Raw genomic sequence first — 14,270 nt, forward strand, 5'->3', positions numbered from 1 at the left:
GCGCGGGTGTGGCCCTTGGTTCGAGAGGTTTGATCTGTGAAACCTGTGAATGGTTGCGCTGACATTCACAGAATTCTTATGTGGGCTGAGTCACACTCAAGACCTTCTTGTGAAGGCGCTTACCACCGGCTTAGATCTGGTCCTCGTGTCTGAAAAGCCGTCCGACGATCAGCCGTCGGCCTCGCAGCTCCCCGACGACGTCTGGGAGCAGTTCACCCGCGACACCGAGCGCGGCATCCGTTCCTCCGCCCCCAAGGAGCCGTCCGCGCGGGCGCGCATGGTGACGGAGCGCCTGCGGCAGCAGGAGGCCCGGGGCGAGTTGCCGCCGGGTTGGCGAACGGGTCCGGCCTGGCAGGAGATGAACGGCCGCGCGGCCCGGCGCCGCAAGCTGTGGACGGCCCTCGGCGTGACCGTCGCCGCAGCCGTCGCGGTGGTGGCCCTGAAGCCGTCGCTGCTGCCGGGCGACCCCTTCGGCACCGGGGGATCCCAGGCCGAGGCCTCGCCGCTGCCCGCCGAGACCGCGGCACCCACCGCCCCGCCCGCCGCGTCGGACCCCGACACCCCCACCCTGGACGAGCCGTTCGCGGGTTCCCCGGCCCTGCGCTGGGCCGACGGCGAGGCCGGTATCGTCCTGCCGCCCGCGAAGGCCGTCGGCGCGGTCCCCGCGGACCGTGTGGAACAGGCGCTGAAGCTGACGAAGAAGCTGCTGGTCGGCGCCAACCTCGACCCCAGGACGGTACGGGGCGGGCGCCCCGAGGCCGCGCTCGCCGTGCTCGACCCCAAGCAGCCGGAACTCCTCGACGAACTCGGCACCGCCCTGCGCTCCCCGAGCCGTAACCACGACCCGGTGACGCTGTTCAGCCGCTTCGACCCCGACGAGGTGCGGCCCGTCGGCGACGTGATCAAGACACGCGGCCGCATGACGTTCGGGAAGGGAACGCACGGGGGCGTGGCGGTGCGCGCCGACTACACCTTCGTCTACCCGGTCGTGCGGGCCGACGGCCCCACCAAGGTCACCCGCACCATCGTGCGCCGGGTCGTCGAGACCGAACTCGCCGATGCGACGCGGTACCAGGTCACCCAGGGCAGGCTGCTGCTCGTGGAGTACGACCAGGAGATCGGCAACTCGTCCTGCTTCGTCTACGACGGTTACCTGCACCCGGAGTTCCCGTCGAGCAGCCCGACGGGCGCGGCCCCGAGCGGCCCGGCGACGGACCCGTACGACCGGAGCAAGGACATCGACGACGGCGACCGCGACGACTGCGGGACGGTGACCCGCACCTGAGCCCGGGGGTCCGGAGGGCAGGGCCGTCGGCGCAGAAGCGAAGGGCCCCGCGGGGTGGAGCCGCGGGGCCCTTCTTCTCGTCAGCACCGACGTCAGGGCAGCGCCGGTGCCTGGAAGCGGCGCCGGGGGGTTGCGCCGCTGGTCTCGACCTCTGGCAGTCGGGCAATGCGGGTGCCCGCCGAGGGACTTGGGCTGTATACGCATCGTGCTGGATGAACGCGGCGCCCGCAACCGTTTGACCCAGCCTTGTGCATTTTTGCAATGTCCGCCGGTCGGCCCCGGGCGTCCCCGGAGCCGACCGTTCTCTTGGGTGACCGGGCTGCTGTCCCCTGCCGTCCGGTCACATCCCTGGAGCGAGGTCCCACGACGCACGGCACGATCCGTACGTCTCATCGCTCCAGCGAGCCACGCGTGGTTCTCTCGGGCCCGCGCCTGGCTGGCACGGACACCGGGACCAACGAGGCGGCGCGGGGGACGGTCACGCGCCGTACGGGTGAGGGCGGTGCGGACGTGTGTCCCGCGAACGCCGATTCCCGCACGGGTCAGATCTTGCCGCGGCACAGCTCCAGCAGGGTCATCGCGAGCGCGGTGCCCGGCTTGCCCAGCGCCTCCCTGTAGTGGCCCAGCACCTCCATCTCGCGGGAGAGGTTCACGCGCCGGCCGCCGGAGGCGATCCGGGCCTCCTGGATGACGGCCGAGACGGCCGCCCGTTCCTGGATCAGGCCGATGATCCGGTCGTCGAGCGCGTCGATCCGCTCGCGCGCGCCGGTGATCACGTCGGCGGCCTCGGGGGTACGGGCGCCGGTCACGTCGATGGCGGTCATGGGAGGGGCTCCTCGTCGTCAGGGGCTGCCCCGAGGCGGCAAGGCCCGGACGACGACAGACGCCCCGGGCCTTGTCGGCCCGGGGCGCCTGGGAAGTCGCTTGTCAGTTGCTCAAGCAGCACGACCATGGCAGCCGGCGGGCCGGGTGCCATAGGTAAAGACGAACGTCTGGTGCTTGAACATGGGGGCAAGTATGCACCGCGCGCCGGAGACGTCCAAGCCGGTTCGCATCCTGAGACGGGGCGGCTGCCCGGCACCCGGAAGGTGCCCGGCCGCCCCCGGTAGAATCGGGTGGCACAAGACCCCCGCCCCACCGCCGGAAGGCACCCCGTGTCATCAGCGACTCCCGCTGCCAACGCCGCCGACACCGTCCTGGTCGTCGACTTCGGTGCGCAGTACGCCCAGCTCATCGCCCGTCGCGTCCGCGAGGCGCGGGTCTACAGCGAGATCGTGCCGAGCACCATGCCGGTCCAGGAGATGCTCGCCAGGAACCCCGCGGCGATCATCCTCTCCGGCGGCCCCTCGTCGGTCTACGAAGAGGGCGCCCCCCGCCTGGACCGCGAGCTGTTCGAGGCGGGTGTCCCCGTCTTCGGCATGTGCTACGGCTTCCAGCTGATGGCGCAGACCCTCGGCGGCACCGTCGACAACACCGGCGCCCGCGAGTACGGCCGCACCGACCTGCACGTCTCGAAGTCCTCGTCCACCCTCTTCGAGGGCACCCCCGCCGAGCAGGCCGTCTGGATGTCCCACGGCGACGCCTGCTCCGCCGCCCCCGAGGGCTTCTCCGTCACGGCCTCCACGGACGTCGTGCCCGTAGCCGCCTTCGAGAACGACGAGAAGAAGCTCTACGGCGTCCAGTACCACCCCGAGGTGATGCACTCCACGCACGGGCAGCAGGTGCTGGAGCACTTCCTCTACCGCGGCGCGGGCCTGACCCCGTCCTGGACCACGGGCAACGTGATCGACGAGCAGGTCGCCGCCATCCGCGAGCAGGTCGGCGACAAGCGCGCCATCTGCGGCCTGTCCGGCGGCGTGGACTCCGCCGTCGCCGCCGCCCTCGTCCAGAAGGCCATCGGCTCCCAGCTGACCTGCGTGTACGTCGACCACGGCCTGATGCGCAAGGGCGAGACCGAGCAGGTCGAGAAGGACTTCGTGGCCGCGACCGGCGTGCAGCTGAAGGTCGTGGACGCCGAGGAGCGGTTCCTCAAGGCGCTCGCCGGGGTCTCCGACCCCGAGGAGAAGCGGAAGATCATCGGCCGCGAGTTCATCCGCGTCTTCGAGCAGGCCCAGGCCGAGATCATCGCCGACGAGGGCCCGGCCGTGGAGTTCCTCGTCCAGGGCACGCTCTACCCGGACGTCGTCGAGTCCGGCGGCGGCACCGGCACCGCCAACATCAAGTCCCACCACAACGTCGGCGGCCTCCCCGAGGACCTCGAGTTCAAGCTGATCGAGCCGCTGCGCAAGCTGTTCAAGGACGAGGTCCGCATGGTCGGCCAGGAGCTCGGCCTGCCGGAGGAGATCGTCCAGCGCCAGCCGTTCCCCGGCCCCGGCCTCGGCATCCGCATCGTCGGCGAGGTCACCAAGGAGCGCCTGGACCTGCTGCGCGAGGCCGACGCCATCGCCCGCGAGGAGCTGACGGCGGCCGGCCTCGACCGGGACATCTGGCAGTGCCCGGTGGTCCTCCTCGCGGACGTCCGCAGCGTCGGCGTCCAGGGCGACGGCCGCACCTACGGCCACCCCATCGTCCTGCGCCCCGTCTCGTCCGAGGACGCCATGACGGCCGACTGGTCGCGCCTGCCGTACGACGTCCTCGCCCGGATCTCCACGCGGATCACGAACGAGGTCAAGGACGTCAACCGCGTCGTCCTCGACGTCACCTCCAAGCCGCCGGGGACCATCGAGTGGGAGTGACCCCTACGTGCGCTTGATCGTGCGCAGGGGCTCGCCGGGCTTCCAGACCTGGACGACGAGGTAGGTGTCGTCCTCGACGTAGGTCCGCACGACCTCCGTCAGCTCGGTGCGGAAGAGGTGGAACGGCTCCGGCGGTTCCACCTCTTCGACGTATCCGGCCTTCGTCTCCACGTCGTCGACCTCGATCGCCCGGCCGCTGATCCGGACGTCGCCGCCGCCCATGCCGGTGCCCTCCCCGGGGTTCGCCTGGAGCGCGAAGCGCGGGTCGCGGCGCAGGTCGAGCGCCTTCAGGGAGCCCGGCATCATGCCGAGCCACAGCTCGCCGCCGAGGAAGCGCACCTCCAGACCGCTCGTCCGGGGCGAGCCGTCCTTGCGGAGCGTGGCGAGAATGTGGTGCGTGTAGGCGCCGAAACGCTTCTCGACGGTGCCGGCCAGGTCCGGTTCGGCGGTGGCGAAAGCCGCCCAGTTCGCTGTCATACGGAGAGTCTGGCGCCCAAACCGGACATCCTCTGTCGGCTATTCGTGGGGTCGGGGAGCCAGGGGGCACAAGGGTGGGTGCAGGGTGCTCGCGGGGGCGCGCGTTTCATCTTCACGAAACGGTTCTGTCCTTCGCGGGCCGAGCGGCGGTAGCTTCCGCCCCGTACGAAGAACCAGCGCTGGAGGACCTATGCACGGGCCCACCCCGCCCCTGCCGCTGCCCACCGACCGACTGCGGTTCGCCATGCCGCCGATGCACGAGTCGGTCGAGGACGAGCGCCGGCACCGCAAGGAGCGGCTCGCCGGCGCCCTCAGGATCTTCGGGCGGCTCGGCTTCGAGGACGGCGTGTCCGGGCACATCACCGCCCGCGACCCGGAGTACAGCGACTGCTTCTGGGTCAACCCGTTCGGCATGCCCTTCCGGCACGTCACCGTGAACGACCTGGTGCTCGCCAACCAGGACGGCCAGGTCGTCGAGGGCGGCCACCACGTCAACCAGGCGGCGTTCACCGTCCACGCCCAGGTGCACGCCGCCCGCCCCGACGTGGTCGCCGTCGCCCACTGCCACTCCGTGCACGGCCGGGCGCTCGCCGCCCTCGGCGACCTGCTGGAGCCGATCACCCAGGAGAGCTGCGCCTTCTACGAGGACCACGCCCTTTACGACAGCTACACCGGTGTCGCCGTCGACGCCGAGGAAGGGCGGCGCATCGCGGCCGTGCTCGGCTCCCGCAAGGCGCTCGTACTGCGCAACCACGGGCTGCTGACCGTCGGCGACTCGGTGGACGCGGCGGCCTGGTGGTTCGTGTCCATGGAGCGGTCCTGCCAGGTGCAGCTGACGGCGCAGGCGGCCGGGCGGCCGGTCCGCATCGACCACCGGATGGCGGTCGCGACGCGCGAGCAGCTGGGCGGCGACCTGGTGGCGTGGATCAACTACCAGCCGATGTGGCAGGACATCTGCCGGAGCGAGCCGGATCTGCTCGGCTAGGGAGCGGCGCCGGCGCGGTCAGAAACCGCGCAGCACCACCGCCTTCGTGCGGGCGAACTCCTCGTCCGTGAGCACCCCCTCCCGGTGCAACCGGCCCAGCTCACGCAGGCGGCGGAGCAGTACGTCGTGGTGGTCGGCGGTGCGGGGCGGGCCGGGTGCCGGGCGGGAGGCGGGATCATGCGCGTCGCTTCCTGCCGGGTCATGCGCGTCGCTTCCTGCCGGAGTGCGGGACGACGGGTGCGGCAGCCGGGCCGTGACCGCCGTGGCGACGAGCGCCGTGAGCAGATCGCGGCGGGTGCTGCCCCACAGGTCCAGGGCGTACGGGTCCTTCTCCGGCGGCAGCTTCGAGAAGACCGTCTCGCGTGTCACGAAGCGCAGGAAGCCGTCCTCGTGGCCGGAGTTCGGCAGCCACTCGACCCGCACCAGGTCGCCCAGGTCGATGATCCGCGGGCCGGTGGCGCGCTTGACCCGCTCGGAGGTGTCGCTCCAGTCGATCCGCACCTGTGAGCCGTCGAAGGAGACCGTCCCGTCCGAGGAGCGCACCGAGACGGGAACCGGCGGGCCGGGCAGCAGATACGCCTTCACCGGTTCCGTCGGTATCCGGTCCAGGAGCAGCGCGCGGCGGATCTCCTCGGCGACGTACTCGGCCACCCCCGTCCGGTCGACCTCCACCGACAGCCGGTACGGATCGGCCGCGTCCGGCAGCCGGCCGCCCGTCGCCTGGAGCAGGGGATCGGCGCCCTCGCGCAGCCGCAACCGGAGCCGTCCGCGCCTGCGTTCGGGTTCCAGGACGACCCCCGCCACCGCCTCCAGCGGCACCGCGACCTCTCCGTACGTCTGCCGGAACAGCGGCACGGAGCGGTGCAGACCGGGCGTGATCCGGATCGTGCTGCCGTCGAAGGCCCAGGTCCCGTCACGCTGGATGATCTCGGCCATAGGGGAATTCTCCCAGCCAGGTCAACACGACGCGCCGAACTTCACCCGTGTTGACCAGAGCGGGCGGACGCGGACCGGGTGGTATAGGGCACAATTCGCTGTCGTCGCACGGGAGTTGCACAGCGGTGTTTCCGGGGTCCGGAAGGCCGGCGGTGGTTGGGTCGCGGGAAGGCGGGCGTCGGGCGTGACGGTGCGCGAGACGGGGCAGGGCGGCGGGGACGCGGGTGTGTACGCGGGTGCGCGTGCCGGTGCGTATGAGGGCGGGTACAGGGGCGGGTACGCGGGTGGCTATTCCGGTGGCCGCGCGGGGGGTTACGCGGGTGGTCACGGTGGTGGTCACGGGGGTGGTCACGGGGCCGGACCGGGTGAACCCCATGGGGGTGGGTGCGCCTGCGGGGACTGCCCCCACGGGGCGCGCGAGGGGCATCGGCGCGCCGTCGCCGCGTTCCTGCGCCGGCGGGACGAGTTCGCGGCCGGGCAGGGGTTGCCGGCCGCCGTGGCCCACTCCGCCTCGGCCTCCCGCCAGTGGGTCTCGGAGGAACTCGCGCAGTCCGCGGAACTCGTCGCCGAACGCGGACGGGCCGAAGGCCAGGCCTGGCTGACCGGCCTGTGGCGCCGCACGGCGGGCGTCGTGTGGGCCGTCGTCGTGCTGTTGCTGCTCGGGCAGGCCCTCACCGCGGTCGGCGCGGGCTGGACGTCGGCGCGCACGGCCGGGCTGGCCGCGGCGCTGGTGGTGGCCGGTGCGCTGACCGCGGCGTCGTGGTTCCACCGGGCGAAGGGCGGTGCGCTGGCGCCCGTGATCGGTGAGGACAACCGGCTGTCCACCTCCCGTACGGTCGCCGCGGCTTGGGTGCTCTTCGTGGCGTACTCGGTGCTCGTGCTGGCCGGGCGGCTCGCCGCCGCCTCCCGGCACCGGGAGCGGGACGCGCTGATCTCCGGGCTGGAACTCGCCCGCGGCGCCGGAGTCGTGACCGTGCTCGCCGTGGTGTGCGGGATCGCCGTCCTCGTGCGGCGGGTGGTCGGGCTGCGGGTCCTGGGGCAGCGGCTGCAGAAGGTACGGGCCGACCGGCCGCGCGCGGCCGACCTGCTGACCGACGACTCCGGGCGGGGCACCTTCGCGGATATCCAGTACGTCGTGATCAGCGGGGTCGCCCTGGTCTTCGCGGCGGTGAGGCTGGCCAGGCGGCCGGACCAGTTGCCGGATCTGCCGTGGGGGCTGGCGGTGGTGGTGCTGGTGTCGGCGGCGACGTACCTGGCGGGCAAGTACGCGGAGGGCGGCCGGCCGGTCATCCTCTCCGTCGTTCGGGCGCGGGAGGCGGGGGACCTGGACGCGCCGATCCGTACGGGTGACGACATCGAGATCCGGGGTGCGGGGTTCGTACCGCCGGGGGCGCAGGCGGCCGACCGGCTGGCTCGGATGGTCGTGCGGGTGGGTGCCGTGCATGTTCATGTGCCTCTGGTGCCGGTGCCGGGCGGTTTCCGCAATCCGACGGACACGTTGCTGACCGTGCCGGTGCCGGCGGATGTGGAGCCGGGGCGGGTGGAGGTGCAGGTGGTTACTGCGGCGGGGGTGGAGACGAATCGGTATGTGGTGGATGTGACGGAGTGACAGGGGGAGCTGGAGTGGCGGGGGGAGCGGGTGGCGGGTGCCGGTGGGAGCTTCGGCCGGTAGCGCCTGCCGCCGGGGGTGGGTCGGGGCCGCGCCGGGGGGTGTCCGTCCTCGGAACGGCGCGATCGACTTGCGAACCGACTAACCGTTCGCTGACGCGCCAACCGCTGCGGGCGGACACCCCCCGACACGTCCCCTCGCGTCGTCCGGCGGGTGCGGGCCGCGCGTGGTTGCGGCACCCGCCATCGGCGGTCGTTCGGCTCGGCAGGTCGGGAAAAAGCCGCGCGCGCAGGATTGAGCCGGGTCGGTTTGTCGTACGTATGGTCTGTTGAGGGGGTCTCGGCACCGGCGGGCGAGAGGCGGCTAGCAGCGATGACTCACAGTACGAGAACGGACACGCACACCCCCCACTTCGGCGGCGGAGGTGACTGGCGGGACACGGCCGTCCGCTACGCCCTCCTTCCCCTCCGCGTCTTCCTCGGCGTCACCTTCATCTACGCCGGCCTGGACAAGATCACCGACAGCGCCTTCATGAAGGAAGCCGGGTCCGGATCGATCGGCGACATGATGCGTGCCGTCCGCGACTCCTCCGCCATCCCCGCCCTGGTCGACCTCTCCCTGAAGAACCCCGTCGGCTTCGGCTACGCCATCGCCTTCGGAGAACTGGCCGTCGGCATCGGCACCCTCCTCGGCCTGTTCGCCCGGCTGGCCGCACTCGGCGGAGCGCTGATCTCCCTCAGCCTGTGGCTGACCGTGAGCTGGGCCTCCGATCCGTACTACTACGGCAACGACCTCGCCTACCTCATGGCCTGGATCCCCCTCGTCCTGGCGGGGGCCCCGCTGCTGTCCCTGGACGCCGCCTTGCGGGCCCGGCGACGGCAGCGGAGGGCGGGGTACCGGTAGCGCGACGGGCTGGTGCGGTGGGCGGGGTAGTGCCTCGCCGTTACACCGCCAGGTCTGAGCCCGGCCCGTCCGTCGTGGTGCGGCCCGTCGTGCGGCGGCGGCGTACGAGGCCCGTCACGAGCGCCACCGCGCCCGCCAGGCACAGTCCGCCCGCGACGAGGGGTATCGCCACGAACCAGGGGGTCTCCCAGGCGCCGCCCGCGTCACCGGCGTAGAGGACGCCGACCAGGGTGAGGACGGTGCCGGCGACCAGCTTCCCGGGTTGGAATTCATGACGCAGCACGGGTCACCTCCGCCTGTCCCATGCCAACCTGGAGGTCCAGGTCGATGGTGCCGGACTTCTTGACTCCCTCGGCGGGGGAGAGGGTTATTTGCTTGTGCTGGCCCGGCTTCACGTCCACGTCCTTCTTGTCGTCGCCCGGCAACTGGAGGTCGCCCACGCCCACGTCGACGCTGAGCCGCACCGTCACGCCCTCCGGTACGAGCACCTTGACCTGGCCCACGCCCACGTCGGCACGCGTCGTGACGGTCTGTCTCTCGGGCACGTCCAGCCGGGTCAGGTCCAGGGTGCCGACGCCGGCGCCCAGCTCGTACTGCTGCCGCACGTCCGCCACCGCGGTGGGTTGCCAGGTCGTGCGCGTCCAGTGCGTGCCGATGTCCTTGGGCATGGCCGCAGAGCCGGCGAGCAGGCCTGCCGTGATGATCGCCAGGAAGATGGAGCCCGCCCCCGTCCGTCCCAGGAAGGCGCTGACCGCTATGCCCAGGCCCAGGACGGCGAGCGCGCAGGACAGGCCCGTCTGCAGGCTGGTGCCGAGCGGGTGCCCGTCCCAGGTCTGGTTCGTGCCCAGGGCACCCGCGAGCAGGGCCAGGAGGAAGACCCAGCCGCCGATCCAGCGGGGGCCGCGCGGCTTGGGCGGCCTGGTGTGCGGGGCGGGTAGGTCCTCGCGGGCGCCGGGCTGGGTGCCGAGGCTGATGTTGATGGCCGCCGCCACGTCGAGGTCGCGGGAGTCACGGGGACCCCAGAGGTAGCCCGTGCCGCCGATGTGGGTGCCGTCCTTGACGATGGGGTCGCGCCACCAGGAGGGGAAGGCGGCGGGCACCGGCGGGGCCTGGGGCTCCGGCGGGGCGTCGGCGGCCGCCTGGGCGGCGAGGGGGTCGGGACTGGGGGCGCCGCGCTGGCGCGACCAGTAGCCGGCACCCGCGAGGAGGAGGGAGAGGACGACGGCGAAGGTCAGCACCCCGCCGTTGCTCAGCATGGTCAGGAACACGCCGCAGCCGACCAGCGCGAACAGCACGGCCGTCAGAGCCTGGCCGTCGACGCGGCCGGTGAGGAGCTTGCGCACCTCGTTCTCTTCGTCGTCGTACGGGACGAAGAGCCAGGCGAAGCCGTAGAAGAGGAGGCCGAGGCCGCCGGTGGCGGAGAGCACGGCGAGGGTGATCCGGAAGATCACCGGGTCCATGTCGCACTGCCGCCCGAGTCCGGCGCAGACGCCGGCCAGGGTCTTGTGGCGGCGGTCGCGGCGGAATCGGTGAGGAGGGCCGGCCGGAGCCGGTTCGGCGGCGGGGTCGGCCGCGTCAGGGGCTGCTTCGGGTGCGCCGGGTGTTCCGGGGGCGCTGGATGTTCCGGGTGCGCTGGATGTTCCTGATGTTCCAGGTGTTCCCAGTGTTCTGGGTGTTCCGGGTGCTTCGGGTGCGGCGGGTGCTCCTCCCTGTTCTTCCGCGTCCGCGTGGCCGGGCGCGCCCGGGGGCGCGGAGGAGCCGGCGGGTGCGGCGCCCGCGGCGGGCGCGGCATCCTGCGGCCCCGCGCCCGGTGCGGGGCGCGGGCCGGAGCCGGGTCCCGGACCCGTCGCGGCGTGCTCGTGATCGGTCATGGGTCCATGGTGACGGGCGCGGCGTCGCGGCGGCAGTCGGAACGACCCTGGCCGGACCCTGATATCGGCCCTGAGGGATGGCTCGGGAAGCGTTCGACGGACCGGTCCGCGGAGATCAGGGGAGTCTCCGGGGTCGACCCTGATGCTCCGGCCTGCCGCACATGTGACCATCAATGGCATGTCGGAAGCCGCAGCAGCGCCACTCGCCGAACCGCGGCCGCCGCGCAAGCTCTACCGCAGCAGCGACGGACGCTGGCTGGGCGGGGTGGCGCGGGGCCTCGCCGGTCATCTCGGGCTGCCCGTGATCTGGGTACGGCTCGTCTTCATCGGCCTGTTCATGGCCGACGGCCTCGGTGCGCTGCTGTACGCCGCGTTCTGGTTCTTCGTCCCGCTCGGCGTCGGCGGGGTCGAGGCGCAGAAGCCGCCCTCCCTCGTCACGACGGAGACCTCGCCCGACGGCCGGCGCAGACTCGTCACGCGCAGGCCCGACAAGGGCCAGATAGTGGCCCTGCTCCTCATGGTCGTGGTGGCCATGGTCTTCGTGGGCAACGTGAACCTCAGCGGCGGCGCCAGGGCCTACCTCTGGCCGACCGTCCTCGTCGGCGCGGGCGTCGCATTGGTCTGGCGGCAGGCGGACAACGCCCGCCGGGCCCGCTGGGCCGAGGTCGGCCGCCGCCGGCGCACGGTCACGCTGCTGCGCTCGGTGGGCGGGGTGCTGCTGGTGACGGCCGGCGTGTCCGGCATCTTCGTCCTGCAGGGCTCCGCCGCTCATCTCGGTTCGGTCCTGCAGGCGGCCCTCGCGGTCCTCGTGGGGATAACGCTGCTGGCGGGTCCGTATCTCGTCCGCATGACGCAGGACCTCTCCGAGGAGCGCCTGATGCGCATCCGGGCCCAGGAGCGCGCGGAGGTCGCCGCCCATGTGCACGACTCGGTGCTGCACACCCTCACCCTGATCCAGCGCAACGCGGAGAACGCGAACGAGGTGCGCCGCCTCGCCCGCGCCCAGGAGCGCGACCTGCGCACCTGGCTCTACAAGCCGGAGGGCACCGGCAAGGACGAGGCCGACGAACCCACGACCCTCGCCGACGCGGTGCGGCGCAACGCGGCCGAGGTGGAGGACAAGCACGGTGTGCCCATCGAGGTCGTGGTCGTGGGCGACTGCCCGCTCGACGAGAGGATCGGCGCGCAGATGCAGGCCGCGCGCGAAGCAATGGTGAACGCCGCCAAGTACGGTGGCGAGGGCGGAGCCGTACAGGTCTTCGCCGAGGTCGAGGGGAAGACGGTCTTCGTGTCCGTCCGGGACCGCGGCCCCGGCTTCGACCTCGACTCGATACCCGCCGACCGGATGGGTGTCAGAGAATCGATCATCGGCCGCATGGAGCGCAACGGCGGTACGGCGCGACTGCGCGCGGTGCCCGACGGCGGCACGGAGGTCGAGCTGGAGATGGAGAGGGCGGAGAAGACGTCATGAGCGACCCCACCGAGGCGAACGGTACGGCGGGATCGGCGGAGGCGGCCGGGCCCGCGGAGTCGGGTGGCGGCACCGGGCGTCGCGTGCGCGTGGTCCTCGTCGACGACCACCGCATGTTCCGTACGGGCGTCCAGGCCGAGATCGGGCAGACCGAGCAGACCGGTGTGGAGGTCGTCGGCGAGGCCGCGGACGTCGACCAGGCGGTCACGGTCATCACCGCGACCCGGCCCGAGGTGGTCCTGCTCGACGTGCACCTGCCGGGCGGCGGCGGGGTGGAGGTGCTGCGCCGCTGCGCCGCGTTGATGGCCGACTCCGAGCAGCCGGTCCGCTTCCTGGCGCTGTCCGTGTCGGACGCGGCGGAGGACGTGATCGGAGTGATCCGGGGAGGGGCCCGTGGGTACGTCACCAAGACGATCACGGGCACGGACCTCGTGGACTCCATCTTCCGTGTCCAGGAGGGCGACGCGGTCTTCTCGCCGCGGCTGGCCGGGTTCGTCCTGGACGCCTTCGCCTCCACGGACGCGCCGCCGGTCGACGAGGACCTGGACCGCCTGACCCAGCGCGAGCGCGAGGTGCTGCGGCTCATCGCCCGGGGATACGCGTACAAGGAGATCGCCAAGCAGCTGTTCATCTCCGTGAAGACGGTCGAGTCGCACGTCTCGGCGGTCCTCCGCAAGCTCCAGCTCTCCAACCGGCACGAGCTGACGCGCTGGGCGACGGCTCGCCGGCTGGTGTGACGCCGGCGCGGTCGGGCCACCCGGGCGTGGCCCGACCGGCTCAGACCACCCGGGTGGCACCCGCGTACGGCATCTCGTCGAGCGGGGCGACCCGGACCGGCGCGGAGGGGTTGGGGGCGTGGATCATCCGGCCGTTGCCCACGTAGATGCCGACATGGCTGATGCCGGCGTAGAAGAACACCAGGTCACCGGGGAGGAGTTCGGAGCGGGAGACGCGGCGGCCGGCGTCGATCTGGGAGTACGTCGTGCGGGGCAGGGAGACGCCTGCGGCGCGGTACGCGGCCTGGACGAGGCCCGAGCAGTCGAAGGCGTTCGGGCCGGTCGCGCCCCAGACGTAGGGGCTGCCGAGCTTCTGGTAGGCGTAGGACACGGCGGCGGCCGCGCGGGCGTTGGGTGCCTGGGCGGTGGCGGATCCGGGGGAGGCCAGGCGGTCGCGCGGGCCCGTCGAGGAGCGTGAGGCGCGCTCGGTGCCCGGCGCTTCTGCGAGCCTGGAACGTTCCTGCGCGTCGAGCCGGGACAGCAGCTGCCGCGCGGAGCCCAGCTTGCCGGTGATGGTCTTCTTGTGCCGCTTCAGCTCCGTCTGCCGCGACTTCAGGGACGTCAGCTCGATGTGGGCGGCCCCGCGTAGCTGCTCGATCTCCCGGAGCTGCTTGCGTACGCGCCCGACGGCGGCCTTCTGCCGGTTGCCGGCCCGCTCGACGAACTCGGCGTTCTCGAGGTAGCGGTCCGGGTCGTCGGACAGGGCGAGCTGCAGGGCGGGGTCGAGGCCGCCGGCGCGGTACTGCGCTGCGGCGACCGAACCCAGATCCTCGCGGGCCGAGTTGAGCCGTTCCTTCGCGCGGGCGGCCTGGTCCTGGAGGTCCTTCAGGCGCTGCCCCGCCGCCTCGGCCTTCTCCTTCGCGCCGTTGTACTTCTCGGTGGCGACCTCCGCCTCCTGGTACAGCTTGTCCACCTTGGCCTTGACCTGGCCGGGGGTGAGCTGTGGTTCGGCGTGTCCGGTCCCGTCGAGGCCCGTCGCGGTCGCCGCGCTGGCGAGTGCGATCGTGGCGGCCGTACGGGCCGTGTTGCCGCTCGCCGAGCGCTGTCGGGGCTTGCGGTGCGCTGCCACCTTCAGGCCACGTCCTTTCCTCGACCGCCGCTGGGTGCGTACGGCCGCCTGGGGGAGCGGACGGGCGGCCTGCGCGTCCGGCGACGGCCCGCACAGGGGGGAGCGGACCGCCGCCGGACCTTCTCGGCGGTGGTGCCCGACTGCCGCCCCTGG

General features: G+C 72.4%; 12 protein-coding genes and 1 pseudogene. 7 read left to right on the top strand and 6 right to left on the bottom strand.

Annotation, left to right across the window (positions count from 1 at the left end):
* Positions 1 to 145 precede the first annotated feature (145 nt).
* Entirely contained in the window at positions 146 to 1,285 is a 1,140-nt protein-coding gene (locus tag ABZ386_RS27845) for a hypothetical protein (RefSeq protein ID WP_358966289.1), read from the top strand.
* Positions 1,286 to 1,827: 542 nt separating this feature from the next.
* On the opposite strand, the gene ABZ386_RS27850 is transcribed toward ABZ386_RS27845, so the two are convergent.
* A complete protein-coding gene (locus tag ABZ386_RS27850) occupies positions 1,828 to 2,109 on the bottom strand; it encodes a chorismate mutase (RefSeq protein WP_351337444.1) in 282 nt (93 codons plus the stop codon).
* A gap of 330 nt (positions 2,110 to 2,439) precedes the next feature.
* On the opposite strand from ABZ386_RS27850, the gene guaA reads away from it, so the two are divergent.
* The gene (gene guaA, locus ABZ386_RS27855; RefSeq protein WP_356501439.1) at positions 2,440 to 4,020 is read left to right on the top strand and encodes a glutamine-hydrolyzing GMP synthase; all 1,581 of its coding nucleotides are present in this window, start codon (positions 2,440 to 2,442) and stop codon (positions 4,018 to 4,020) included.
* 3 nt (positions 4,021 to 4,023) lie between these two features.
* Here guaA and ABZ386_RS27860 read toward each other — a convergent pair whose 3' ends face one another.
* Positions 4,024 to 4,497: a pyridoxamine 5'-phosphate oxidase family protein gene (locus tag ABZ386_RS27860; RefSeq protein ID WP_351337438.1), complete on the bottom strand. Its 474-nt coding sequence runs from the start codon at positions 4,495 to 4,497 to the stop codon at positions 4,024 to 4,026.
* Between the two features lie 190 nt (positions 4,498 to 4,687).
* Here ABZ386_RS27860 and ABZ386_RS27865 point away from each other — a divergent pair, with 190 nt between their 5' ends.
* The gene (locus tag ABZ386_RS27865; RefSeq protein ID WP_114254837.1) at positions 4,688 to 5,482 is read left to right on the top strand and encodes a class II aldolase/adducin family protein; all 795 of its coding nucleotides are present in this window, start codon (positions 4,688 to 4,690) and stop codon (positions 5,480 to 5,482) included.
* 18 nt (positions 5,483 to 5,500) lie between these two features.
* On the opposite strand, the gene ABZ386_RS27870 is transcribed toward ABZ386_RS27865, so the two are convergent.
* The gene (locus ABZ386_RS27870) at positions 5,501 to 6,418 is read right to left on the bottom strand and encodes a DUF4429 domain-containing protein (RefSeq protein ID WP_358966292.1); all 918 of its coding nucleotides are present in this window, start codon (positions 6,416 to 6,418) and stop codon (positions 5,501 to 5,503) included.
* Between the two features lie 373 nt (positions 6,419 to 6,791).
* On the opposite strand from ABZ386_RS27870, the pseudogene ABZ386_RS27875 reads away from it, so the two are divergent.
* Positions 6,792 to 8,027, top strand: a pseudogene (locus ABZ386_RS27875) (hypothetical protein); the annotation flags it as partial.
* A gap of 372 nt (positions 8,028 to 8,399) precedes the next feature.
* The gene (locus ABZ386_RS27880; protein WP_114254839.1) at positions 8,400 to 8,930 is read left to right on the top strand and encodes a DoxX family protein; all 531 of its coding nucleotides are present in this window, start codon (positions 8,400 to 8,402) and stop codon (positions 8,928 to 8,930) included.
* A gap of 40 nt (positions 8,931 to 8,970) precedes the next feature.
* Here the strand turns inward: ABZ386_RS27880 and ABZ386_RS27885 are convergent, their stop codons facing one another.
* Together ABZ386_RS27885 and ABZ386_RS27890 are read right to left on the bottom strand one after the other, a co-directional pair.
* Complete coding sequence (locus tag ABZ386_RS27885) at positions 8,971 to 9,213, bottom strand: hypothetical protein (protein WP_351337428.1); 243 nt, start codon at positions 9,211 to 9,213, stop codon at positions 8,971 to 8,973.
* A complete protein-coding gene (locus ABZ386_RS27890; RefSeq protein ID WP_358966294.1) occupies positions 9,200 to 10,801 on the bottom strand; it encodes a PspC domain-containing protein in 1,602 nt (533 codons plus the stop codon). The genes ABZ386_RS27885 and ABZ386_RS27890 overlap by 14 nt, the downstream gene beginning before the upstream one ends.
* Positions 10,802 to 10,979: 178 nt before the next feature.
* Here ABZ386_RS27890 and ABZ386_RS27895 point away from each other — a divergent pair, with 178 nt between their 5' ends.
* Entirely contained in the window at positions 10,980 to 12,272 is a 1,293-nt protein-coding gene (locus ABZ386_RS27895) for a PspC domain-containing protein (protein ID WP_351337422.1), read from the top strand.
* Positions 12,269 to 13,009, top strand: coding sequence for a response regulator transcription factor (locus ABZ386_RS27900; RefSeq protein WP_114254843.1), 741 nt, complete (start codon positions 12,269 to 12,271; stop codon positions 13,007 to 13,009). Before ABZ386_RS27895 ends, ABZ386_RS27900 begins: the two co-directional genes overlap by 4 nt.
* A 40-nt stretch (positions 13,010 to 13,049) precedes the next feature.
* On the opposite strand, the gene ABZ386_RS27905 is transcribed toward ABZ386_RS27900, so the two are convergent.
* Positions 13,050 to 14,117 carry an NlpC/P60 family protein gene (locus tag ABZ386_RS27905; protein WP_358966296.1) on the bottom strand — a complete coding sequence of 356 codons (1,068 nt, stop codon included), beginning with the start codon at positions 14,115 to 14,117 and terminating at the stop codon, positions 13,050 to 13,052.
* Positions 14,118 to 14,270 lie beyond the last annotated feature (153 nt).

The organism is Streptomyces sp. NPDC006140 (assembly GCF_040628815.1).
In the GTDB taxonomy this organism is placed as follows: domain Bacteria; phylum Actinomycetota; class Actinomycetes; order Streptomycetales; family Streptomycetaceae; genus Streptomyces.

What these genes read in the sequence shown, in the direction of transcription:
- ABZ386_RS27850 (WP_351337444.1), bottom strand. Translation starts at nt 2,109, where the DNA reads ATGACCGCCATCGACGTGACCGGCGCCCGTACCCCCGAGGCCGCCGAC.
- ABZ386_RS27860 (WP_351337438.1), bottom strand. Translation starts at nt 4,497, where the DNA reads ATGACAGCGAACTGGGCGGCTTTCGCCACCGCCGAACCGGACCTGGCC.
- ABZ386_RS27865 (WP_114254837.1), top strand. Translation starts at nt 4,688, where the DNA reads ATGCACGGGCCCACCCCGCCCCTGCCGCTGCCCACCGACCGACTGCGG.
- ABZ386_RS27870 (WP_358966292.1), bottom strand. Translation starts at nt 6,418, where the DNA reads ATGGCCGAGATCATCCAGCGTGACGGGACCTGGGCCTTCGACGGCAGC.
- ABZ386_RS27880 (WP_114254839.1), top strand. Translation starts at nt 8,400, where the DNA reads ATGACTCACAGTACGAGAACGGACACGCACACCCCCCACTTCGGCGGC.
- ABZ386_RS27890 (WP_358966294.1), bottom strand. Translation starts at nt 10,801, where the DNA reads ATGACCGATCACGAGCACGCCGCGACGGGTCCGGGACCCGGCTCCGGC.
- ABZ386_RS27895 (WP_351337422.1), top strand. Translation starts at nt 10,980, where the DNA reads ATGTCGGAAGCCGCAGCAGCGCCACTCGCCGAACCGCGGCCGCCGCGC.
- ABZ386_RS27900 (WP_114254843.1), top strand. Translation starts at nt 12,269, where the DNA reads ATGAGCGACCCCACCGAGGCGAACGGTACGGCGGGATCGGCGGAGGCG.